Annotated in this window: 14 protein-coding genes and 1 pseudogene; 8 read left to right on the top strand and 7 right to left on the bottom strand. The window is 45.5% G+C overall.

Annotated features, from left to right (window positions below; translation table 11 throughout):
* Positions 1 to 23 precede the first annotated feature (23 nt).
* The gene (locus tag H6H02_RS23235; protein WP_190822249.1) at positions 24 to 485 is read right to left on the bottom strand and encodes a DUF4332 domain-containing protein; all 462 of its coding nucleotides are present in this window, start codon (positions 483 to 485) and stop codon (positions 24 to 26) included.
* A gap of 311 nt (positions 486 to 796) precedes the next feature.
* Between H6H02_RS23235 and H6H02_RS23230 the strand changes: the two genes are divergently transcribed.
* Positions 797 to 1216: a DUF2267 domain-containing protein gene (locus H6H02_RS23230; RefSeq protein WP_190822247.1), complete on the top strand. Its 420-nt coding sequence runs from the start codon at positions 797 to 799 to the stop codon at positions 1214 to 1216.
* A 291-nt stretch (positions 1217 to 1507) separates the two neighbouring features.
* Here H6H02_RS23230 and H6H02_RS27790 read toward each other — a convergent pair whose 3' ends face one another.
* Positions 1508 to 1636 (bottom strand): hypothetical protein, encoded by a 129-nt coding sequence (locus H6H02_RS27790; RefSeq protein WP_277922591.1) that lies wholly within the window; start codon positions 1634 to 1636, stop codon positions 1508 to 1510.
* Positions 1637 to 1690: 54 nt separating this feature from the next.
* On the opposite strand from H6H02_RS27790, the pseudogene H6H02_RS27980 reads away from it, so the two are divergent.
* Positions 1691 to 1881: pseudogene (locus tag H6H02_RS27980) on the top strand (transposase); the annotation flags it as partial.
* A 141-nt stretch (positions 1882 to 2022) separates the two neighbouring features.
* Here H6H02_RS27980 and H6H02_RS23220 read toward each other — a convergent pair.
* Complete coding sequence (locus H6H02_RS23220) at positions 2023 to 4392, bottom strand: DUF4157 domain-containing protein (protein ID WP_199329499.1); 2370 nt, start codon at positions 4390 to 4392, stop codon at positions 2023 to 2025.
* Between the two features lie 759 nt (positions 4393 to 5151).
* On the opposite strand from H6H02_RS23220, the gene cobW reads away from it, so the two are divergent.
* The gene (gene cobW / locus H6H02_RS23215) at positions 5152 to 6201 is read left to right on the top strand and encodes a cobalamin biosynthesis protein CobW (RefSeq protein ID WP_190822242.1); all 1050 of its coding nucleotides are present in this window, start codon (positions 5152 to 5154) and stop codon (positions 6199 to 6201) included.
* A gap of 341 nt (positions 6202 to 6542) precedes the next feature.
* Here the strand turns inward: cobW and H6H02_RS23210 are convergent, their stop codons facing one another.
* Positions 6543 to 6905, bottom strand: coding sequence for a Mo-dependent nitrogenase C-terminal domain-containing protein (locus H6H02_RS23210; RefSeq protein WP_190822281.1), 363 nt, complete (start codon positions 6903 to 6905; stop codon positions 6543 to 6545).
* A 590-nt stretch (positions 6906 to 7495) separates the two neighbouring features.
* Positions 7496 to 11134 carry a transcription-repair coupling factor gene (gene mfd / locus H6H02_RS23205; RefSeq protein WP_190822240.1) on the bottom strand — a complete coding sequence of 1213 codons (3639 nt, stop codon included), beginning with the start codon at positions 11132 to 11134 and terminating at the stop codon, positions 7496 to 7498.
* Between the two features lie 278 nt (positions 11135 to 11412).
* On the opposite strand from mfd, the gene H6H02_RS23200 reads away from it, so the two are divergent.
* Together H6H02_RS23200 and H6H02_RS23195 are read left to right on the top strand one after the other, a co-directional pair.
* On the top strand, positions 11413 to 12735 hold the full coding sequence (locus tag H6H02_RS23200) for a hemolysin family protein (protein ID WP_190822238.1): 1323 nt from the start codon (positions 11413 to 11415) through the stop codon (positions 12733 to 12735).
* Positions 12736 to 12981: 246 nt separating this feature from the next.
* The gene (locus H6H02_RS23195; RefSeq protein WP_190822236.1) at positions 12982 to 13746 is read left to right on the top strand and encodes a class I SAM-dependent methyltransferase; all 765 of its coding nucleotides are present in this window, start codon (positions 12982 to 12984) and stop codon (positions 13744 to 13746) included.
* A 167-nt stretch (positions 13747 to 13913) separates the two neighbouring features.
* Here the strand turns inward: H6H02_RS23195 and H6H02_RS23190 are convergent, their stop codons facing one another.
* Both H6H02_RS23190 and H6H02_RS27345 read right to left on the bottom strand, forming a co-directional pair.
* Entirely contained in the window at positions 13914 to 14978 is a 1065-nt protein-coding gene (locus H6H02_RS23190; RefSeq protein ID WP_190822234.1) for a low specificity L-threonine aldolase, read from the bottom strand.
* An 88-nt stretch (positions 14979 to 15066) separates the two neighbouring features.
* On the bottom strand, positions 15067 to 17058 hold the full coding sequence (locus tag H6H02_RS27345) for an ATP-binding protein (protein WP_242040842.1): 1992 nt from the start codon (positions 17056 to 17058) through the stop codon (positions 15067 to 15069).
* A 266-nt stretch (positions 17059 to 17324) separates the two neighbouring features.
* On the opposite strand from H6H02_RS27345, the gene treZ reads away from it, so the two are divergent.
* The 3 genes from treZ to H6H02_RS23170 all read left to right on the top strand — a co-directional run bounded on the left by treZ (position 17325) and on the right by H6H02_RS23170 (position 23733).
* A complete protein-coding gene (gene treZ, locus H6H02_RS23180; RefSeq protein ID WP_190822232.1) occupies positions 17325 to 19151 on the top strand; it encodes a malto-oligosyltrehalose trehalohydrolase in 1827 nt (608 codons plus the stop codon).
* Positions 19152 to 19309: 158 nt separating this feature from the next.
* On the top strand, positions 19310 to 22108 hold the full coding sequence (treY, locus tag H6H02_RS23175) for a malto-oligosyltrehalose synthase (RefSeq protein ID WP_190822230.1): 2799 nt from the start codon (positions 19310 to 19312) through the stop codon (positions 22106 to 22108).
* 98 nt (positions 22109 to 22206) lie between these two features.
* Positions 22207 to 23733 carry a trehalase family glycosidase gene (locus H6H02_RS23170; RefSeq protein ID WP_347342641.1) on the top strand — a complete coding sequence of 509 codons (1527 nt, stop codon included), beginning with the start codon at positions 22207 to 22209 and terminating at the stop codon, positions 23731 to 23733.
* Positions 23734 to 23801 lie beyond the last annotated feature (68 nt).

Genomic DNA, 23801 nt, shown 5'->3' with positions numbered 1-23801 from the left:
ATCGTGGTGATAGGAAATGTCTCTTAAACGCGACTGCAAGAAGGCGATCGCGTAGCTACACGCGCCTGGTCGATCCATTGTGCGATCGCGCCCCGCGTGGGACATAGATCCCGGCGTTGTAGCGTGGCGACTTGAAGCCGCAAAATTTGTTGATGTATTCTTTCAACGGGCGTTTGCGCGAGTTGGGCACAAGAAGCAATCCCGGCATGAAGCAGCAGCCCACAATATTCGCAACCCACACCCGGAAGGCGAGACAAGTCCGCCAAAGCCACCCATTTATTGATGTGTTGAATATGAATCTGTAACTGAGTAGCTAAGGCTTGTCTTTGCACCGGGCTACTGGCTTGCTGGAGTAGTTGCAAAGTGGTTTTTATGCCGAAGTCTATTAATCCAGCTTGATTTTCAGCACTTAATCCAGGCAGTTGCTCGATTCGCCAGTTGCTAGGAATGAAGCGATTTTGACGTGAGGGATGAACAGGTTTCATTTTCCGAACTTCAAGTGTATGGACTTTTGAGAAATCTACAAAATTGCAGCGGTTGTATCAGCGCTTCCACACACCGAGCAAGTCACATCTCGCTTGGGAGGTAATATTTCCTACTCTACCAAATGGCTAATCATACAGCAACTAACGATTTAATTGGCTGAAAACTTAGATAAAAAATTACGTAAAGTTATTTACTTCTTCAGAGAGACGTAAGAATTAAATTACTTTTATAAATTAACTAGAGTTTGAGTGTCCCATTTTGAGAACACTCATTTAATCAAGTTTAATAATTTTAGGATTTGCAGAAAATTATGGCATCACACCACGCATTTTTAGAGAAAGTCAAGACAAAAGGAAACTTAAAGGATCTGGATGAAGCAAAAAATGCGGCTGAAGTAGTCTTCCGCACCATGCGCGACGTAATGTCTAATGAAGCGGTCGAGCGAGTCGAGGAAGAACTGGACAAGTCAGCAACTGATGAAGTGGAAGATTTGTGGGAAGACACCAATCCAATTGTCAGTTTCTTAAGCAAAATAAGACCCCAGTTAAAAATCAAACCGGAGAACTTTTTAGTTCGGCTGAGGCAAGAGGGTAATTTACCCGAAAGAGATGCAGAAACAATTATTAAAGCCGTATTTTCTGCAACCAAAGAGGAGCTATCTTCGGAACGAATTCAGGAAGTTGGTAGCTATCTCCCAGGTGAAATTCAGGAGATGTGGCAACAAGCTTAATCAAGTAGGATTGCACAAAACAATCTAAGTAATGAAACGGTTCATAGTTCATCGGGGAATAGAAAATTACTTGCGAACTATGAACCACGAAGCACGAGCGTGAGTTACGTTTATCTCTACCCAGTGACTTATAACTTATCCAAAAAGTCCTTGGGCGAGCTGAATATCTGCGTTCATCTATAGTTTATAGCGGTTCTCACTTTTATCCAAGACAATTTATGGTAGGGGCATCGCTTCACAACGCACCTACGAGCGTATTTAGCTCAACATAAGAACCGCTATAAACACTTCTTATCCTATTTTTTGCATAGGCTCTAATAACCGATTGATAAAGTAAGCAACAGAGTCAAGAATTGGAGCGATCGCATCCTCTCCTCCTTCCTGAACAAGGTAAACGCGATCGCATGTCATAGGGCGCATCTCGACGCAGCCTACAACTAGGAACTCTAATAATACAGTCCACACATTATTCAGATATCAAATTATAGAAGACTCACGTTGATGACGGTACTTACTTTATTACTCAGGTTACCTATCAACGCCAAGATTGGCTATGCAGCGCAGTGGCTTGTACATCTCTTCGAGCAGCAATCGAATCGGTGCGTCAACAGTACCCTTTTTCAATTGATGCCTTTGTGCTGCTGCATGACCATTTTCACTGTAGTTAGACATTACCACCAGGGGATAGTGATTATTTATGCGCCAGATTGGGGGAATGGACAGTAAAAGCATTGAGCCACCAAGTTGGGCATCTGGTAAATAAGTAGGGTGTCTCACGAGGTACCCTACAAGCTCGGCGATCGCACTTAGTCCTCCGGATAGAACCTTTGCCAATTATTTGTGAGGATATACGCAGTCCCAAAGCCATACGCATTTCCAGGGGTTTGGACTGTTATACCGAGTGTTTTTGAAACCTCTGGCGTGACCTTGACGATGTAACGTTCTACACCTTGTTCCTTAAAGACCAATTTAGGCGTTTTTAGAACCTCGAACTCACCGTCTTTTGAAGCTGTCACCGCTGCGCCCTGTGTCCCTAGTACAGGGTCATAGGCGATATTGTTCGCCACAATCCACGAGTGAGAGTCTTTACCGTCGTCGTCCCCTGTGAATAAAATTTGTTTGGTCGGCGTTCCGTCCTCCAAAAAAACGTTTCCGCCAAAGTCGTTTTTGATAAGGCCGCCTGGGAGCGTGTCTAGCGGCTGGGTAAGCAATGTGCCTTTGATTCTGCCACTGTTATCGGTTGCTGCCTGTAAACCGGGATACGACTCAAATAAATCTTTCAAAGCATTGAGCAAGAAATGGCATTGAGTCGCGGGGGCAATCGGGGCTGCTGCACCCATTGTAATCATCATATCGATTTTTTGTTTACGTGCATCTTTAGACTTTTCTGTACCTCCGCCAAGAATGTCTTTATTGGGGTCAAAGGTATTCGTACAGTAGGTAATATCAATGCCTTTATTATTGATAAAAGCATTGAAAATTTCTTGAATAATGCTGTCTACCGCCGTCGAGTCAATGGCTTTTTCCTCAACTTGATCTTCAACGTACTTAATCAGTTTGAGTTGCGGTGTACGTTCTACAAATGCGGCATAAGCATCGGGGGAGCTTTTCTTAATCTCTGCCAAAAGTTCCTGGCTTTTGAGAATGTCAATGATTTGGTCACCTGCCTTAAGAGAGTCAAGCACATTGTTAATCAAAAATTCTCCGTTGACTTTCTTTGCTAGTTCAACCAGTTCAGAAATCTTTAGGTCTGCAGCCTGATTTGCATAGGTTTTGGTGACAATCACGTTCGCTTTTTCTAAACCCATTTTGAACATTTCCATGTGATGCATATGGGAATAGCCGAGTGTATTATGTTTTTCTGTATCCGTTCCGGCTGCTACATGGCTATCATAAAAGAACTGGAAGAAGCCTACCTTATCAGCTGCAAATAACTTTGCAGAGATACGTTTTGCTAAATGAGTATCTTTCGTCTCAATAACTTTCTTGAGTTCTGCCGTTATTTCGATTGGGTCATCAGATACCCCAGACTCTAAAATTACTAAGGCTTTCTCCTTGGCTTCTTCTGGGCTACGGATATACCAATAATTGAGCTTGGATTCATTTCCTTTACTGGTATGTTTTTTAATTTTGTAGACTAACAGGCTGACAAAATAATCAGGAGAGTCAGCGTAAAGCTCTGCCGCCTGTTTCGCAAATTCTGTTGAGTTTGACTCATCAAAGGCATCTTCAATCTTCGATTTTATTTTGGATTGGGCTTTTGTGGATCTTGGCTTAGGATTATTGGCCCGTTGAATGGTCAATTTGGATAGAGTTTCAGTGGTTGAGGTTTGCTGGTGCTGCTCCTGTGGCTGAGGCGATCGCTGCACTGCCCCGCCATTCTGCTGCACCACATGGGTCAACTCATGAGCAATCAACTCCTGCCCCCCGCGACTCCCCGGAGCATACGCCCCCTGCCGAAAGAACACATCCTGCCCCGTCGTAAAAGCCTTAGCCTGAATTGATTGATTAAGTTGGTCAGAATGGGCATCAGTATGGATGTTAACGCCGCTGAAATCTGCCCCAAATGCCTTCTCCATCGGTTCCCGGATATTGTCTGCCAGGGGTTGTCCACTCCCTTTAGCCTGTTGAATAGATGCTTCCAAGTCAGGCGTAGCATTCATTCCACCACCATCAGACTGACGGTGTACCTCTGGTTTCATCTGAAGTTCTTCCTCTTCAGGCATTTCCTCACGCTGGATAATACCGGATGCTGGTTTCATCTGAAGTTCTTCCTCTTCAGGCATTTCCTCGCGCTGGAGAGTTTCAGCTTGAGATGATTGCTGGGGAGCTGGTGCATTAATCTGATTTACGACTTGCTGTGCTGTTTGGTCAGCTTCCTGCTCATATTTATCTCCGGGCTGACCAATGGTAAGCTTCGCCTGAATCGGTTCTAGCTCCTCTTTGCCCGACTCTTCCTGACGCTGGACTACTCCCGCCCCTGACAGACTCCGCATCAAGTTATTATTAGTCACCCAGTCAGCGGGTAGTGGAGTGTAGCTGGGCATTTCCTGCTCTTGTGGCGACGCAGAAACTGGTTTAGCTTGCACTGGCATCGCAGGGGTAGTCCAGCGAGAATCTTTTTTATGGATGTGAGAATTCCCAGAGGAGCGTTTGGAGACTCGTTCGTAAGCCATAAATTATTGACCTCTACGTGCCAGTGTCAGGAATTTTTTCAATAATATCTTTAGATAAATGGATTGAGTATTCATGTGCATGAATATTAATATTTTCTCATCAAAACAAGTAAAAATAATAACCTCAATATCTTTCTTTGAATTAAAAAAATAAGTAGCTATGTATACAAATTTTCAATGTTTTTTCGTGAAAACAAGTGGAAATCATTGCCTTGAATGACGCTTTTATACCAGGGGTGCAGGAGAAGTGGTGATGATGAAACATAGGCGGCAAGCGGCTAAAAGCGAGTATTTGGAATTGGAGCGATCGCTTACTGATGCTGAGGTAAAAGGTTGGATTTAATATAGAGCCTGTTCACCATCCACTATCTTTTAGCCCGTGAAGGGGAATACACTCACATTGCACCGGCTGATGGAGATAACTGTATCTTATTTGTTATTAATAGACTCGCATCACCAAAAGAACAAGCAGATTGCCTGCCAAGGTAGTACAGAAAACGTCTCTTATTTTTGAAATAGCTGCTACACAAGGGGTTCAAGCATTTAGTTTTTATATTTATCTAATGATGAGATTCTGCTGGGGAAAGACATCCAGAATTTAGATGCGATCGCCCTAGAGCGCTCGCGCAATCCACCTAAATTTCAGCTTTCAGCCTAGAATAGTCAATCGTGTATACAAGGCACTCGTAAAGAAACGGAGATCCGCCCTCGCCGCCTTGGTACTGAATGATGAATTCAAAACCCAAAACCTTTCCAACAATGGCTACCAAAATTCCCGTCACTGTCATCACCGGCTTCTTAGGGAGTGGTAAAACAACTCTGATTCGCCACCTGCTACAGAACAATCAAGGACGCCGCATCGCCGTTTTAGTCAACGAATTTGGCGAACTGGGGATTGATGGCGAATTGCTACGTTCTTGTGGCTACTGTCCAGAAGAAGAAGCCGACAGCACCAGCAATATTGTTGAATTAACCAATGGTTGCTTGTGCTGTACGGTTCAGGAAGAATTCTTGCCGACGATGCTAGAACTACTGAAGCGCAGAGATAGCCTGGACTGCATTTTAGTAGAGACATCGGGATTGGCGTTACCGAAGCCGCTAGTGAAGGCATTTCGCTGGCCCGAAATTCGCAATGCAGCTACAGTAGATGCTGTGATTACAGTCGTGGATTGCGAAGCAGTGGCGGCGGGAACGTTTGCCAGCGATCCCGAAGCGGTGGACGCACAGCGCCAGGAAGATCCCAATCTAGAACACGAAACCCCATTGCAAGAACTTTTTGAAGATCAGCTAGCGTGTGCGGATTTGGTGGTGTTGAATAAAACCGATCTGGTGAATGCTACGCAGCAGGCTGAGGTCGTAGAGTTAATTGAACGAGAACTGTCTCGTGCTGTCAAGATGGTAGCTAGCGATCGCGGAAAATTAGATCCGGAGGTTCTCCTGGGCTTCCAGAGTGCCGTAGAAGACAACTTAGATAATCGTCCCAGTCATCACGACACTGAAGAAGACCACGATCACGATGAAGAAATTACCTCAACTCAAGTGGTTTTAAACCGTGCTTTCGATCCCCAGAAACTGCAAAAACAGTTGGAAGCGTTAGTGCAACAACAGGAAATCTATCGAATCAAGGGATTTGTGGCTGTTCCCAATAAAGCGATGCGGCTGGTATTACAAGGAGTGGGAACGCGATTCGATCAATTTTATGACCGTCCTTGGCAACCAGAGGAAACTCGGCAAACTCAGTTAGTCTTTATCGGTCAAAAGCTCAATCCGGATGAAATTGAGTCGCAGTTGGCAGCGTTACCGGGCTGAAACTCCTCAAATTATCCAAGCTGAATAATGCTTTCTAACGTTGCGCTCAAGTTTGCAAGTGCGAGGAATCCTGGCAGGAAATATTACTCATTCGCCTTTTGCCCTTTACACAGGCTGTCCATCTGACGCCATTGCCGTGACATCCTCTTCTAAAAACTAGCAAGTTTCCGGATCGTCGTAAGTGTAGGAAAATTCGGAAACTTCTTTCATCCAAATGGGTCTAGCGGAGACGCCCAAATGAGTGAGGTGCGATTGACTGGGTTGATGCTTAACCTTTACTTCTATCAAGCGATCGCCTGATGAGCGTATGCTTGTCTCAGCACAATTTGCTCTAGCTTTTTCTAGATGTAGGACTGGATATCCACACCACATTGATCGACTAGATAACAAAGCGCCCGAAAACGCAAGCCAACCAGTTGGTCATAAAACGGATTCAGTTTGCACAAGGGAGGAATATGTCCTACTTTGTGACCAAATAGCTTGATATCGCGCTCAAAGGGGCACTGTGCCGGAATCGCCTTTGCGAGACGCTCAGCCATTTGACGGTCAGAAATCTCAATTCCGTCCAGCCATTGACGGAGTGGGCGCAGTAGATCGAATGGCTGCTTTTTGGGCGAGCGAACGACTTTAGCTGCTTGTACGCTCTCTGCCGAAGCGAGGGCAATACTTTCTAGGGTATTCGGCTGTTTGTCTGTGCAGATCATACTCATTAGGTTCACCCTTATGTTTTCCGGTTGCTTGAGTATTTGCTCATCCCTATTTCCAAGATACAAACCCTAAAGAAATGTTTCATAAAACTACGAACAAATTCTATCAGGATTTTTAAAGATTTGATGAAATAATCAGCAATTCAACAAATGGCACGTCAAAATACCTCAGATGAGATTGCTTAGAGGCTGAATCTAAGTTTATTTCTCGACTGGTTAAAATCATGAAATGCCAGACCAAGCCAATTAGAAAAGAACAGAAGTTAGATAAGTTAAACAAATGTTCCGGAATTTCTGCTTTCAGTAAGTTTCAGGATTCGCTTGGCTGTACTGCATCTATTAATTACATTTAAACTAAGTATTCAGTCAATGCGGAAGTATCCAGCGGGGTAATTTTTTTGAGTGCTATTTGTTCATTATCTTTCCTGGGATTGATAGAGGATTGGTAGCAAAAGTAACAAAAGATTTGCAGAGGGAAAGAGAAAAGTTTTGACGCTACCGATTTTCCCGATTTATTGGTATCCAATTTTCAACTTTTTAACCCTGCAAATCGGGCGCTAAGACTCGCGCTAAGACTCTTTGATAAATTAGACGAGTGCCGGTTCTGGGAGTGCCCCTTGCATCTTACCCAACCAAGTAATCAGATGTTCCGTCTGCTGCTCGGCAGGCAATACCCCCAAACCGCGGACGGTGACTTTACCGGGGGTGTAGACAAAGCGAGTTTTCAGGTGTTCTGGCAAATTATCTTTGAGCAGGTTCCAGGCGGGTTCCTCCATCGGTGTCTCTAGGATAACGTGTTGCTTACTTTCTGGTTTGATCCGGCTAAAGCCGAGTTTTTTCGCCAGTTGTTTGAGTTCCATCACCCGCAACAACTGAGTTGCAGATTTGGGGATACTCCCGTAGCGATCGCTCCATTCTGCGGCAATACTCACTAATTCCTCCTTAGAATTCGCTGCCGCCACTGCCCGGTAAGCGCTCATCTTTTGATCCAAATCGGGGATGTAATCAGCGGGGATAAATGCCGTTAGCTGCAAGTCAATCTGCGTATCGTCAACTTGGGGAATCTCCTGTCCGCGAATTTCGCGAATCGCTTCTTCCAACATTTCCATATAAAGGTCGAAACCAATGGTATTCATCTGCCCCGATTGTTCCGCACCCAATAAGTTACCGACGCCCCTGATTTCCATATCGCGCGTGGCAAGTTGATAGCCAGAACCCAACTGCGTGAATTCCTGAATGGCTCGTAACCGTTGCCGTGCAGCATCTGAGAGCGCCTTGTGCTTGGGATAAAATAGCCATGCGTGAGCTTGGATGCCAGCACGTCCCACCCGTCCGCGTAATTGGTACAGCTGGGATAAACCAAATTTATGGGCATCTTCAATCAAGATGGTGTTGACTCTGGGGATATCTAAACCGGATTCAATAATCGTGGTACAGACGAGGATATCCGCTTCCCCAGCGCTGAAGGCAAGCATCGTCGCTTCTAACTCCGATTCGTCTAATTGACCGTGAGCGATCGCAAGCCGGGTTCCTGGCACCATTTCCCGCAACTTCGTGGCAGTTTCTTCAATTCCCTCGACTCGCGGCACGACATAAAACACCTGTCCCCCCCGGTCGAGTTCTTGGCGAATCGCCGTGCGGATCGCTTCGGGATCGTAGGATGCCAAGTGAGTTTTAATCGGACGCCGAGACGGTGGCGGCGTGGTAATCAAACTCATTTCGCGGATTCCCGACAGGGACATATAAAGCGTCCGGGGAATCGGCGTGGCGCTGAGAGTCAGCACATCCAACTGGGTTCTCAAAGATTTGATTTTTTCCTTCTGGTTGACGCCAAACCGCTGTTCTTCATCCACCACCAATAACCCTAAATCGCGGAAACGAATCTCCTTACTTAAGAGTTGGTGAGTGCCAACGACAACATCTAATTCTCCCGTCGCCAGTCGTTTGATAATATTGCGGCGTTCCTCCGCACTGCGGAAGCGGTTGAGTAAACCCACCTCAATCGGGTAAGGGGCGAAACGCTCTTTGAGGGTGTGGTAGTGCTGCTGAGTCAGAATCGTCGTCGGGGCGAGGAAAGCAACTTGCTTCCCAGCGGTAATCGCCTTAAATATGGCGCGGATGGCAACTTCTGTCTTGCCGAAACCGACATCACCGCACACCAACCGATCCATCGGGCGATCGCTTTCCATTTCCCGCTTCACATCCTGCACCGCCTTCAACTGATCTGGCGTCGGTTGGTAGGGGAAAGAATCCTCTAATTCTTCTTGCCAAGGCGAATCCGCTGGATAAACAAAACCTTGTTGCTGCGATCGCTGAGCATACAACTTCAGCAAGTCCACCGCCAACTTCTTAATCGTCTTGCGGACTTTATTCTTCGTAGCTTCCCACGCCTTCCCGGACATTCGATTGAGTTCCGGCGGTTTCCCCTCAGTGGCGCGAAACCGAGACATCGCACCCACCTGGTCTGCCACCACTCGCAGTAAACCATCTGCGTACTGCACGACCAAATACTCGCGGGTTTCGTTATTAACGGTAAGACTTTCCAGTCTCAAAAACTTACCGACCCCGTGATTTCGATGAACCACATAATCACCGGGGCGCAACTTGTTGGGATCGACTTGCTTAGACGCCGCCCGACGACGCTTGCGGATATAGCTGGGACTTGTCAGAGAATGCTGTCCAAAAAATTCCCTGTCTGTCACCACCACCAACCGGAAAGTCGGCAGAATAAATCCTTCCAGTTCCGCGATCCCGGAATATTTTACCGCCACCGGCGTCTTCTGGAGTTGTAACTTGTCAATCGCCGGATAATCGTGGGGATTGGGAACAAATTGCGCCGGACAATCGTGTTCTTGGAGCAGCGACACAGAACGCGAAGGCTGTGCAGAAACGATCCAGATCGAGAAACTGCGATCGCGCTCATTCCGCAAAGTTTCCGCAATCTTAGCAAACTGATGCGGCGTTACCGGAACCGGACGACTAGCCAGATTGAGGGCGGAGGATTGAGGATTGAGAACTGAGGATTCAACCAGTTCAGATAAATACAGCCGTACAAACCGTTCCGCCGCCGCTAAAGATTCATCAAAATTGCGGTGGATTTTTGGTAATTGCTCCTTCCCATTCGCAATTGTCCATTGTTCTTCAGCGTGTTCCACCCAGCGATCGCTATGGGCGCGACATTGCTCCGGTTCATCAATCGCAATTAGCGTATTTTCTGGCAAATAATCCAACAAAGAAGCCGGTTTCTCAAAAGCCACCCCCAACAACCGCCGCGTAGTCTTCTCTGGTTCTTCTTCCCTCTTTTCCTTCGCGTCCAGGGCTTCGCCCCGCTTCGCTAGGGCGTCTAAAGCGCTAACGCGCATGGCTTCGCTAGTGCGGTTCGTATCTTCTAACGCCGCTTTCACAATTGGACTAAAATCAGTCGGAGTCAACACCAATCGCTCAATCTTATCAAGCGATCGCTGCGTCGCCGGATCGAACTCCCGCATCTGATCCAGCTCATCCCCGAACCATTCCAAACGCACCGGCAACTCAGCCGACACCGGAAACACATCGATAATATCCCCGCGCCGACTCCACTGCCCCTCCATTTCCACCAAAGGCACCCGTTCGTATCCCAGAGTCGCGACCTTCTTGCTAAAGGCGTCTAAATCCCAACTCTGCCCGCGTTCTAGGGTGATGCAGTAAGGCTTAAAAGCTTCAAGCGGCGGTAAATGAAGTTGCAGCGATCGTTCTGTCGCCACAATCGCCATCTTCACTGCTGACTGAGGACTGTTAACGAAGGGCTGGGAAGCAGGGGGTGAGGGGGAAGAAGTGCTAGAAGTCAGAGGCGGAGAATTTCCTTTGGACTCCTGAGGGATTTCCTCAGTCCTCAGTCCTGTCACCTCCGCCCTGACTAAGTCTGCCAATACCTGCATCTGTCCCCAAGTCATCTCTGATTCGGGATCGAATGGTTCGTAGGGCGACGCTTCAGAAGTCGGATAAAAATGTACCGTCTGCCAACCCATTGCTTCCAGTTGAGCGCAACAACGGCTGGCTTCCTCCAGGGTGGCACAGACTACGAACAAATTCTGCCCTTGGGCTTGGGCGAGGGCAGAAGCCACCAATCCCTTTGGAAAACGGGGAATTCCGTTGAGCTGTAGATACCGTTGTTGGTTGAGCTTAGAAAGGAGTTCTGTCGTAAGAGGCGATCGCCCTAGGGCACGAATAATAGAAGAAAATGCCATCAGTTGGAGGAAATGCTTAATTCGTTCTGATAAAAAGGCAGGAGTATATCTCCCTACCTCCATCATTTTAGAAGGCAGTTCAAATCGAGACTGCTCTATCGATAGATTTCTGCTTTACACAAAATGCTACTTTCTCTATAGCTACTGCTTTTTTGGGGAACCCCAGGTTCCGATATTGGGGTGGGCACGTCGTTCTCTGGTTTTCAAAAACCAACTTTGGGGATCGCCCCTTCTTCCACTTTAGGCACCGTTCGCCGATACTACTGACATCTTTACAAATGACCCCTACTACCGAATTTCTGATTGTTTTGCTCCTGATCGTTGCCAATGGCATCTTTGTGATGTCAGAGTTAGCTATCGTCTCGGCTAGGAAGGTGAGGCTGCAACAGCTGGCTAACCAAGGGGATGTCAAAGCACGCGCTGCCTTGGAACTGGCGAATTCCCCGAATCAGTTTTTGGCGATTGTTCAGGTAGGGATAACCCTCCTAGCAATTATCTCCGGTGCTTTCGGCGAAAGAACCATCGCCAAAAGCCTTACCCCTCTATTAGGGTTGATTGCCTGGATCGCTCCGTATAAAAACGCGATCGCATCAGCGATCGCCATTCTGATCATCACTTATCTGACGCTGATTATTGGCGAACTAGTGCCCAAGCGGCTGGCTTTAAATTATCCGGAACGGATTGCTTCCGCCGTTGCTATCCCGATGCGGATGTTGGCTACTATTGCCGCCCCAGTTGTTTATCTATTGAGTACCTCCACAGATATGATGGTGAGGCTGTTGGGCATCAGACCGTCTACCGATGGTGAAATCACCGAACACGATATTACAGCTTTAATCGAGCAAGCCACGGAGGCGGGAACCTTTGAGGCAGCGGAACAAGACATGGTGGAACGAGTGTTTCGCCTAGGAGACCGACCCGTGAGTGCGTTAATGACACCCCGACCGGATATTGTCTGGCTTGACCTAGAAGATTCTCAAGAAGAAAATAAATGCAAGATTATAAACAGCGCCTATTCCCGATTTCCCGTCTGTCAGGGAGTGCTGGATAATGTTTTGGGCATCATTCCCGTGACCGACCTATTAGGGCGCTGCCTGTCCGGACAACAGCTTGACCTAACGATCTCGTTGAAACAGCCGGTATTTGTGCCTGAAAGTACCGGAGGGTTGAAAGTTCTGGAATTGTTCAAGCAAACCGGCACTCACATGGCGCTGGTTGTAGATGAATACGGCGTCACTCAGGGATTGGTTACGCTCAACGACATCTTAGTAGAAATCGTTGGTGATGTAGAAATCGATAGTAAGACATCTCCTCCAGCCGTACAGCGCGAAGATGGTTCGTGGTTGATTGATGGAATGTTGTCAGTGGAAGAGTTTTTTGAAATATTAGATATTGAGGAATTGCCGGGAACGCAAAAAGGCAATTATCACACAATGGGCGGCTTTATGATTACCCATTTAGGGAAAATTCCTACGGCTGCTGACCATTTTCAGCTGGGTAGCTGGCGTTTTGAAGTGATGGATATGGATGGCAATCGGGTTGATAAGGTGCTGGTGATGCCCGTCTCTACAGATGCTGCTGATTCCGAGTCGGGCGATTGAGACGCTGAGATTGCTGGGTTGAGAGTGTTTTAAAGCTTTGCGTGCTATCGGCATTGGTGGCATCGGGCGGTGATGATACAGAAAGATGGCATAGAAAGCGATCGCTTCTCAATCTGATTCGCTTAGAGCTAAAAACACTAATTTCATCGGATTTCCCGTAGGTGGGAAAAAACGAACTGCCGAGGACGCAGAGGGCGCAGAGTAAGAGAAGAGAGAATTTTACAAGACCTATTTTAGGAGTCAAAAATGAAGCCGGAAGAAACAATCCGAGAGCAATTTGACCGCGCCGCAAATGCCTATAGTACATCACCCATTTTCGCGCAAGGGCACGATCTGAAGCTGATGGTGCAGGCAGCGGAGCCAACATCACAGATGAGTGTACTTGATGTAGGGTGCGCGGGAGGACATACTGGGTTTGCTTTTGCCCCCCACGTTCGCGAAGTTATTGGCATTGATTTAAGCCAGAAAATGTTAACGGAGGCATCGCGGCAAGCAGCGGCACGAGGCTTGAATAACGTGCATTTTCAGGAAGCCAATGCGACAACACTCCCCTTTGCCGATGAGCAGTTTGATATTGTGACTTGCCGCTATGTCGCTCATCATTTTCCTCATTTGAAACCCGCGCTGAGTGAGGTTTTTCGAGTGCTAAAACCGGGGGGGAAGTTTCTGGTTGTAGACATAATTTCACCGGAAGATATTACCTTGGCAGAATTTATCAATCAGGTGGAGAAACTACGCGATCCTTCTCATAGTTGGAATTGGATGATCTCTGAGTGGCAAGCGGCTGGCGAAAGTATTGGGATGCCCTTTACTGCGATAAAACAATGGCATCTACCGATTGATTTCTTAGATTGGACAGCACGACAGCAGACGCCACCAGAAGCCGTTCAACAACTGGAATTCTTACTCGATAATGCGTCTTCCCAAGCAAAATCGCTATTCTCTATTGCGGGTGCGCCGCAACGTTCATTTCACGAATACTCGGCTCTCTTGCGGGGAACGAAATCCTAAACTAGGGAAAGGAATACCCTCCCGGCTAAAAATTCTATGCTTTATCCACATCTCTTAAACTCCTGTAGGGGCTTTCGCATTCGCGCAGAAATACTTGGGTATAACCAACAAGATTAAAACGCGAATGCTTCCTATGGCTAATCCATCCTACAAATAATTAATTCCACCTACTTAGTAGCAGGAGAAACGAGCGGTGGAGAAACACAGTGTGTCCGTGCCGCCTCAATAAAGGCAGTCACATCCTCTTCCTTAGTGTTGAAAGCGGTTACTAATCGCACGGTTGAGGAATATTCCCCCTCCCAGCGATAAAATTGGAAACCCTCGGTAAGAAGCCCTTGGATAACTTCCTCTGGCAACTGAATAAAAATTTCATTTGCTGCAACCAGGTAGCACAGGTTCATTCCTGGTAGCGCTGTTAGCCCGTGCGCTAATTTCTTAGCCATTTGGTTAGCATGGGCAGCATTTTTCAGCCACAAATTATCTTTGATGTAAGCTTCCAACTGGGCAGATAAAAACCGCATCTTTGAAAAGAGATGCCCGCTGCGCTTGCGACGATAGGCGAAAGTTTTGGCAAAATCTCGATTAAAAAAGACGACGGCTTCTGCTGCCATCGCACCATTTTTAGTCGCTCCAAACGATAGTACATCAACCCCAACCCGCCAAGTGATATCCGCCGGAGAACAACCCAAGCTAACTACTGCATTCGCAAAACGGGCACCATCCATGTGTAAACCCAAATTGTGGGTATGGGCAATTTCGGCAATCTGGGAAATTTCCTCTGGCTGATAGATAGTTCCAGCTTCCGTTGCCTGAGTCAAGCTTACCGCAGCAGGCTGTACGTGATGGACGACGCCAGCACCCGCTTTTGCCAGCGCAGCAGCCAAGTCAGCAGCGCGAATCTTGCTATCTGCGCCATCAAGTGTCACTAGCTTTGCGCCGCCAGTATAAAATTCGGGTGCCCCGCATTCATCCAGGTTGATATGAGATTGGCGATGGCAATAAATCGCCCCAAAGGGGGGTGCAATAACAGACAGGGCAAGGGCATTAGCAGCAGAACCCGTGGCGACGGGGAAAACGGTCACATCTGTCTCAAACAATTCCGTGAACTGGGCTGACAAGCGCTGGGTATATTCATCATCACCATAAGGCATGGTGGTACCCTGATTAGCGGCAGCGATCGCTGCCATAATTTCCGGCGAAATTCCGGTGACATTATCGCTACAAAAATTCATCTGTTTATCTCGCGCTTCTCAATACTCAACTCTATGCTAGTCGCCTCTGCCGAGATAGATCCCAGACTTCTCGAATCATTGAGAGTTGCTATATCTTGTTCTGCCAAATCGGAATCTTAATGACGAACTCTGCCCCTTGTCCGGGTGCAGAAACACACTCCATACTGCCACCATGTTTTTCTACCACAATCTGATAACTAATAGACAATCCTAAGCCGGTGCCTTTTCCCACCGGCTTCGTTGTAAAAAAGGCGTCAAATAGATGAGAACACACGTCTTCTGTCATCCCCGGCCCATTGTCAGCAATGCGAATCACCGCTTTATTTTCGTCTTCAACAGCGGTGCTAATTTTGATGGTTGGTAAAAGACAAGATATTTTCTCCTTGGCGACTGACTCTTCCACTGCATCAATCGCGTTACTCAGCAGATTCATAAACACTTGATTCAACTGTCCCGCGTAACATTCAACTAATGGCAAATTGCCATATTCTTTGCTCACGGTAATCATGGGACCGCCAGCGATCGCTTTCAGTCGATATTGCAAAATCAGTAAGGTGCTATCAATGCCTTCGTGAATATCAACCGGCTTCATTTCCGCTTGGTCGGCGCGAGAAAAGGAACGTAGAGACTGCACAATTTCCCGAATCCGTTCAACTCCCAGGTGCATTGATTTTAGTAACTTTGGCAAATCCTCAATGATAAAATCTAAGTCGCTTGCTTCAATTTCTTCTTCGATTTCAGGTGTGGGTGGGTATTGCTTTCGGTAAAGGTGTAACAAATACAGTAAACTATTCACATATTCACAGGCATAGTTTATATTGCCGTGAACAAAGTTAATTGGATTATTAATTTCGTGAGCCACTCCAGCCACTAATTGACCGAGGCTGGAAATTTTTTCAGTTTGAATCAGTTGAGCTTGAGTTTTCTGGAGGTCAAGCAGAGTATTTTTTAGCTCTTGGGATTTTTCTCGGTAGCGATTTTCACCTTGCTTGCGCTCAGCAACTTCAATCAGCAACAAGTCATTTGTCTGTCTAATTTCTGCTGTCCGTTCCTCAACTCTTCTTTCTAGCTCGATGTTGGAACGGTGCAATTCTTCTTCTACTTGCTGGCGCTCAGCAATTTGTTTTTGCAGCTCAAGATTAATTAGTTCTAACTGTTTAGTTTTATCTAATAATATTTTTTGGGTTGCTTCTAACTTGTCAACCGTTAAGGCTTCTTCGCGAACGGTATGAATATACTCCGAATTCAAGCCAATCAAAGGGATGATGTAAGCAATATTTCTGAGAAAATGGGCAATATTGAAATGGTTATCAAACAACGCAGTTGACCCAAAAGCCATGTGACATTGAGCGGCAATTTGGGGAATCACGCTAATCGCTAGTGCTAAAGAAAAATGGCTAGGATAAGCATCATAAAAGCGAGGAAAAACAAAAAAACCTGCAAATATAAAAAATAAAAGGGGGGGGATATCCCAAGGACGAGTGACAATCGATGGGAAAACAGTTGTCGGTATGACGCTATGGGTGCAGAGATAGATAATTGTATAAGAAGCAATAACCAAGGATAAACTAGCGATCGCAACAAAAGCCGCGCCTCCCTGCCACTTTCCTGGTTTCGTCACCAGAAAAATTCCCGCACCTCCCAGTAGAATCAAAGCATTGAAAAGTCGGGAGATTGCCCAAGTCAAGGGAATTAGATTTTGGCTATCTGCCATCCCCTCGATCAATCGGTCGGCGGCTAAGGCATGAAAGGTGTCCATGCACCCCGCGCCAAAAATTGCCATGCCAATCATGAGCATGACAGCATCGCGCTTCAGGCTGAAGTGAATCAAAGACAAAATAAGAATGGATATGGCGATACAGAACGCACTCCACTCCAGAAGAGTGTGCAGAAAGCTCCCGGAGAGCGTGTAGTGCATCGCCTCGATCAATTCGCGGGGAGACCTTCCCACCGTCCCTGGCACCTCGAAGGGATGCTTCTGTGAGGCAAAATCCACTCCCAACAAATTCAGCAAGCTAGGCAGCACGCAGATTGCCACCACGACCCAAATCAATTGAAAAGGAATCCTCATTGTTTGCATAACATTTTTCCCAATCCCCCCATTTCAAGATGCCACTAAGCTTAGCCACAAGTACAGAGGGAAGTGATTTCTGACTCTAATAGCGTGGCTTTTAGCCTTCTGGCATCTCTGGAGGTCAGTAAGGTGATATGCGCGATCGCTAATTGAGTAAATAAAAATACACCCTATGGCAGTTCTACGTAACTAACCGTAACTATATTCTGGGATACGTTAACGCGACTTCGCCATCAGGCAATAAATACTCTTAACAGCGAGGCTAATTAAAGGTGAGAATTGGCGCTTGTTACTTGGGCAACGGAAATTGTGAATTTACCGTTTGGGCACCTACTCTTCATACAGTAGCCGTACAAATTGTTTCTCCTGAAGAACGCCTTCTCACCATGCAACAGGATGAAGAAGGCTACTGGAAAGTCAAAGCTTCAGGGATTGAACCAGGAACGCTTTACTACTATAAACTCGACGGAGCAATTGATAGACCCGACCCAGCTTCAAGATATCAACCGAAGGGGGTACACGCCCCTTCTCAAGTTATCGATTCTAGCACTTTTGTCTGGAACGATACGGATTGGTCTGGCATCCCCTTAGATGAAACCATTATCTACGAATTACACGTCGGCACCTTCACCCCAGAAGGCACTTTTGAGGCAATAATCCCCAGACTTGCAGAATTAAGGGAATTAGGTATTAATGCTATTGAAATTATGCCAGTTGCCCAATTTCCCGGTGAAAGAAACTGGGGATATGATGGCGTGTTTCCCTTTGCCGTACAGAATTCTTATGGTGGCCCCGAAGGACTTAAAAAACTCGTCGATGCTTGTCACCAATACGGTATTTCAGTCATCTTAGATGTTGTCTACAATCACCTAGGTCCTGAAGGAAATTATTTCCGAGACTTTGCTCCCTACTTCACCACCAAATATCGCGGTGATTGGGGAGAAGCAATGAATTTTGATGACAAATATAGCGATGGCGTCCGTGATTTTTGCTTAGAAAATGCTCTTTACTGGCTCCAAGAATATCACATAGATGGTCTAAGATTAGATGCCATTCAGGGTATTTTTGAGATGGGGGCTAGACCCTTATTGCAGGAAATGGCAGACCAAGTCGCTTATTTTTCCCAGCAACAAGGAAGAAAATTTTATCTAATAGCAGAAAGTGATTTAAACGATGTCCGAGTTATTCGACCCAAAGAAGTAGGTGGCTATGGAATAGATGCACAGTGGAATGACGATTTTCACCACGCATTGCATACATTACTCACGGGAGAAAATGACAGGTATTATGAGGATTTCGGAAAGGTTGAGCAACTTGAAAAATCTTTCAAGGAAGGCTTTATTTACTCTGGGCAATACGCTTCTCATAGAAAACGTCGTCATGGCAGTTATTCTAAAGACGAACCAGGATATCGATTCATTGTCTTTACCCAGACTCACGACCAAATCGGTAATCGCGTCTTAGCAGAAAGATTATCTCAGCTTGTTTCCTTAGAAGGGCTGAAGCTAGCTGCGGCGGCTATTTTTCTATCTCCCTTTGTCCCCTTCCTTTTTATGGGGGAAGAGTATGGTGAGGAAGCGCCTTTCTTTTACTTTATTAGTCATTCAGATAAGGACTTGATTGAAGCCATTCGCAAGAGCAAAGAAGAAGAATTTAAAGTATTTGTCGGTCGAGGCGAAATGCAAGACCCTCAAAGCCCTGAAACCTTCCAGAGGTGTCAGCTTAACTGGGAAAAGCGAAAAGAAGGCAAACACAAAGCTCTTTGGGAATTTTATCAGCAACTCATACAGTTCCGCAGAAGCATTCCCGCTTTGAAAAAACTAGACAAAAATACTCTAGAAGCATCCAGCATTGAAGCAGATAAAATTTTATTCCTTCGTCGTTGGAGTGAAACTAGCCAGATATACTCCATCATGAACTTCAATCAGAAAGAGGTCACTTTTACAGCTAATCTACCAAGTGGCAACTGGCAAAAGATTTTAGACTCTTCCGATGCTCAGTGGATGGGTTCTGGTTCCACCTTACCTGAAAAAATCACGCCAAACCAAGAATTGACCATAAAACCACAGAGTATCATTCTCTACGAAATCGCAGGATAATACACGAGGCGGAGCTTTTCAATCCTGATTATCAAACTGATGATAACGAGACGATTGAAGCTTGGCTTCGTCAGTCGTCACTGTAGAGTCAGCACTGTAGAGCAAGTACTGTTCACCTGACAAAATTAAAAATATCATTGAGGAATCAAAATCACATCATGCGGATTCCAGCAGCTACTTACCGAATTCAATTTAACGCAGCTTTTCCCTTTGATTCAGCCAAAAAAGTGATTGCTTATCTCGCTGAATTAGGAATTTCCGATGTTTACGCTTCGCCCATTTTCAAGGCAAGAGAAGGTAGCACTCATGGCTACGATGTTGTTGATCCCACACAACTGAATCCGGAACTTGGAACGCAAGAAGAATTTGAAGCCTTGGTGAGTGAAATCAAGAATTATGACATGGGATGGGTACAGGATATTGTTCCCAACCACATGGCTTATGATAGCCAGAATCAATTCCTGATGGACATTCTAGAAAATGGGTCAAATTCCGAGTATTTTGACTACTTCGATATTGACTGGAATCATCCTTATGAAAACCTGAGAGAGCGAGTTCTTGCCCCAATGTTGGGGAACTTTTATGGCGATTGTTTAGAAAATGGCGAAATTCAACTCCGGTATGACAATCAAAGTGGGTTGAGTGTCAATTACTTCAGCTTAAAACTCCCTGTAAAAATAGAAACTTACGCGCCCTTCATTACTCATAATTTAGGAAAACTAGCTAAATCTCTGGGAAGAACTCACCCAGATTTTATTAAGTTGCTAGGGATACTGTATCTGCTCAAAAACACGTTAACAGAACCGAAAGGCAAAGAACGATACGACCAGATAGCCTTTGTAAAAGGACTTCTCTGGGAACTTTACACCCAAAACCCAGAGATTCAAGAGTTTATTGATAGTAATCTAGAATTTTTTAATGGGGAGAAGGGCAATCCAGAAACTTTTAATGCTCTCGATAGGCTGCTTTCAGAACAGTTTTATCGTCTCTCTTTTTGGAAGGTGGGTGCTGAAGAACTGAATTACAGAAGATTCTTCACAGTTAACGAATTAATTTCTGTGAAAGTCGAAGAACTTAAGGTTTTTCACAAAACTCATAATTTTATCAGTCAGTTGGTTGAGTCTGGAACAATTACTGGACTCCGAATCGACCATATTGACGGACTCTACGATCCAAGTGAATATTTGCAACGGCTGAGAAACAAAACGGGAGATATCTATATTACGGTCGAGAAAATTCTGGAACACAAGGAAGATTTACCCGTTTACTGGCCGATAGAGGGAACCAGCGGCTATGACTTCTTAAACCGTGTTAATGGGATTTTCTGCAAAACTGAGAGCGAGGAGCGGTTTACCGAGATTTACTCTAGACTGACAGGTTTAAATACCCCCTACGAGCAACTTTTTATGGATAAAAAGAGGCTGATTGTGGAGAAAAATATGGCAGGAGATGTAGATAATTTAGCCCATCTCCTAAAACGAGTGTCGGGGCATTCTAGAGTAGGAATCGATTTTACTCAGCATGGTCTGCAAAGAGCATTGGCTGAAATTTTGATACTGTTTCCCGTTTACCGAACTTACATTAATCAGGAGGGCTTGAGAGAATCGGATCGCTTCTATGTAAAGGAAGTCATTGAAAAAGCTAGAGAGCAAGTGCCATTGCTTTTGAAAGAACTAAACTACATTGAAAAATTATTATTATTGGAAGAGGAAGACTCTTTAAAAACAGAACAAAAAGAAGTACAGCGTCACTTCGTGATGAGGCTTCAGCAGTTAACGGGCCCCTTGATGGCGAAAGGAATTGAGGATACGCTTTTCTATGTCTACAACCGGCTTTTATCGCTGAATGAAGTGGGGGGGAATCCGAGCCAATTCGGGGTTACAGTTGGGGATTTTCACGAGTTTAACCAAAAACAGCATGAGCGTTGGCCTCATAAAATGAATGCCACAGCAACCCATGACACGAAGCGTGGGGAAGATGCCAGGACTAGAATAAATGTGCTTTCAGAAATCCCTGATGAGTGGGAAAAACAGGTAAAGACTTGGATTGAAATTAACGATTCTAAAAAACGCCGACTGAACAATCGGGTTTTTCCCCAAAAGAATGATGAATACTTCTTTTATCAAACGTTGGTCGGTGCTTTTCCCTTTGGTGAAAGTGAGCGATCGCACTTTGTAGAGCGCGTGAAAGAATTTGTAGTGAAAGCGGTTCGAGAAGCTAAAGTTCACACAGCTTGGCTTAGACCAGATACTGATTATGAAGATGGCTTTGTTGCCTTTATTGAAGAGGTGCTGAAGCCTTCCGCAGATAATCAATTTCTCCAGGAGTTTCTGCCTTTCCAAAAGCGAATCGCTCACTATGGAATCTTCAATTCTCTCTCCCAAACTTTGCTAAAAATTACGGCTTCTGGTGTGCCTGACTTATATCAAGGAACCGAGTTATGGGAGCTGAGTTTAGTAGACCCGGATAATCGGCGTCCAGTAGACTTTGAGCAGCGGCTAGGATTTCTCAAAGAGATTAAAGAGAAAGCTAAGGCAGATGTTCTGAAGTTAATTGAGGAGCTATTTGCGAGTAAAGAAGATGGAAGAATTAAGCTTTTCTTGATAGCTAGGGTTCTTGAGGCAAGAAAACAAAATCTGGAAGTTTTCCAAAAAGGAGATTACATCCCGCTAGAAGTGGACGGGAAGTTTAAGGATCGGATTGTTGCTTTTGCCAGAAGCCATGAAAATCGGGTAGCAATTACGATTGCGCCGCGATTGCTGACGAACCTTATTCAGGAAGGAGAATATCCTTTGGGTGAAATATGGGAGGACACTCAGTTGAAGCTACCTCAGGGAATGCCCTCTGCGATGAAAGATGCAATTACTTCTCAGTCACTCACCGCGAATGGCACGGTGTTGATTGGGGAAGCCTTAAAACACTTTCCGGTGGCTTTATTGATGAGCGACGATCGCTAATCCCAAATCTTCCTTTGTCATGCTACACCTCAGATAGCCCCGCCCGTCGCTTGATTGAGGGCAACAGACGAAGCTGTTACAAATACTCAGGAAAAATCGTGATTAATCAATCATCCCCTCAAACCGAATCGTTTCCCTCCCTAGAACAAATTCAGGCAGTAAGAACATACATCAAAAAAACTTGGAAAACGCTCTATCGCTCTCACGAACATATTTTGGATGCTGCCCGCGACCCAAAAATTGGTCATATTCCAGGTAAACGGTGGCCTATATATGTATCGCAAGCCGAAGATAGGGCGCTCATTGAAGCATCTTTGCGAGAAGTCCTGAGCAACGAAGAATTTAATCAAATTGAAGTTCGCACGTTACCGGCAGAAGTTGAACAAATTGAAGATCACGGATTGCTCTATTTACCTCATGCCTATGTGGTTCCGGGCGGTCGTTTTAATGAGATGTACGGCTGGGATAGCTATTTTATTCAGTTAGGGTTGTTGCGGGATGGAGAAATCGAATTAGCTAAAAGCTTGGTGGAACAGCTAATTTATGAAATTGAACATTACGGCACGATTTTAAATTCCAATCGTACCTATATGCTGACGCGATCGCAACCTCCCGTCCTCACGCCAATGATTTTGGCTCTCTTCCAGCACACGCAGGATCAGCACTGGTTGCAATCGGTACTGCCAACTGTTGAACGTTTTTACTACTATTGGACATTACCCCCCCACCTGAATCAAGCAACCGGACTTTCGCGCTATTTTGCATTAGGTGAAGGTCCAGCGCCGGAAGTGTTAATTTCCGAACGGGATGAAGAAGGAAGAACCCATTATGATCGAGTACGGGAATATTATCGCACTTTTGCAGTAGAAGCTTACGATGTCAATTTATATTATGACCGCCAGAGCGATCGCTTAACTGATTTATTCTACAAAGGCGATCGTTCCATGCGAGAATCTGGTTTTGATATCAGCAACCGCTTTGGCCCATTTAGTGTAGATATTATTCACTATGCGCCCGTTTGCCTGAATGTTCTGCTTTATAAAACAGAACAAGATACCGCCCAGATAAACGATATTTTGGGATATGAAGAAATTGCTCATCAGTGGCGCGATCGCGCTCAGAACCGCCACAAATTAATTGACCGATTTCTTTGGGATGAAGAAGCCGGACTTTACTTTGATTACAACTTTCATACTGGCAAACGTCGCCCCTATGAATTTGCCACTACATTTTATCCCTTATGGGCTGGAATTGCATCTGAAGAACAAGCCAAGAGAGTGGTAGAAAACTTACCCGAATTTGAGGCACCCGGAGGATTACTTACCAGCACTCATGTAACCGGGAATCAATGGGACGCCCCCTTTGGTTGGGCACCTTTACAGTTAATTGCAGTTCAAGGACTCCATCGCTATGGCTATCACCAAGATGCCGATCGTTTAGCGGAAAAGTTTGTATCTTTGCTAGTCCAAGAGTTTGAAAAATACGGAACTTTGGTAGAAAAATATGACGTTTGTAATTGCTCCGCCAATGTTTCCCATGAAATTCTCTTCGGATACAGTTCTAACGAAATCGGATTTGGTTGGACAAACGGAGTCTTCCTCGAACTATTAGCAACCTTAGAATAACTGAAACTTTATAACGCAGAGTTAGTAAAAGAAAATTGCAAAGGTACAAAAAGTTAAACATTCCTTCG

This window comes from Coleofasciculus sp. FACHB-1120, from assembly GCF_014698845.1.
GTDB lineage: Bacteria > Cyanobacteriota > Cyanobacteriia > Cyanobacteriales > FACHB-T130 > FACHB-T130.
Note: the sequence above shows the minus strand (reverse complement) of the source record. Positions and strands in the feature narration are given on the sequence as shown.